Raw genomic sequence first — 959 nt, 5'->3', positions numbered from 1 at the left:
CCAGGAGCTGCTCGGCCACGCCTGGACCGGCACCACGGCCAGATACATCCACGTTCATGCCACCCATGTCGAAGACGCTTGGGTCACCGGACAGCGCCGCGTCGCCGACCGATGGAAAGGACTGACCCGATGAAATGGAACCTGCGCCTGGCGGCCGCGAACCGCGGCATCTGGAAGGCCAGCGAGTTCCAGCGGATGCTCGCCGAACGTGGCCTGGTCATCAGTGCCGGCAAGATGTCGGGACTGTGGTCGGGAAGCCCCAACGTGGTCAAGCTCGACGAGCTCGACGTCATCTGCACCGTGCTGGGCTGCGGCGTCGACGAACTACTGATCCCCGAACCCGAGAATGTCGCCCAGCCCTGCCACCACGACAATGACCAGAGCATGGCGGTCGGCCAAGATCGGCCGGTCGCCCCGCGCGCCGGGGGCGGGCGGTCGCTACCGCCTCGATGAACTGCGCACACTGCGGCACCTCATTGCCCGAGAAGCGGCGCCGCGATCAGGTCTACTGCAGCAACGCGTGCTCGGCGCGAGCATCAGAGCGTCGGCGCAAGGATGGCCAGCCGGTCCCGCCTCGCTGGCGGCACCCGGCGCTGACGGCAGACGATCCGGTGCTGCGGGCAGCGGCACGTCACGCTCAGGAACTCGGCCAAGTCGGTGGCTGGAACCCCTCGACCACCAGATGCGTGCTGGATGGGCTCGTCACGGTGCTGACTAGCCTCCCGGCAGGTGAGCGCGTCCCGCTTAGCGAGGTCCGAGCCCGGCCGCAGCGCTGGGTGTCGCGGCCTCGCCTCATCGAAGTACTCACCGATCTGGACCTGCTCCACGACGACTCCGCTCCCGCGATCAGATCCTGGATCGACCGCGTCACCAGCCATCTTGCACCCGGCTTCATCAATCCCGTCCGGCAGTGGCTGCTGGTCCTCCTCAACGGCGACACCAGGTCACGGCCCCGGTCC

The 959-nt window shown here is 68.0% G+C and carries 2 protein-coding genes; both read left to right on the top strand.

Annotated elements, in window-relative coordinates; translation table 11 throughout:
* Positions 1–129 precede the first annotated feature (129 nt).
* Positions 130–453, top strand: a complete 324-nt coding sequence (locus tag ABD810_RS40860; protein ID WP_344953981.1) for a helix-turn-helix domain-containing protein — start codon at positions 130–132, stop codon at positions 451–453.
* Positions 454–776: 323 nt separating this feature from the next.
* Positions 777–959: hypothetical protein (locus ABD810_RS40855; RefSeq protein WP_344953978.1), on the top strand; the 183-nt coding region annotated here is incomplete at its 3' end.

Source organism: Sphaerisporangium flaviroseum (assembly GCF_039537005.1).
GTDB lineage: Bacteria > Actinomycetota > Actinomycetes > Streptosporangiales > Streptosporangiaceae > Sphaerisporangium > Sphaerisporangium flaviroseum.
Note: the sequence above shows the minus strand (reverse complement) of the source record. Positions and strands in the feature narration are given on the sequence as shown.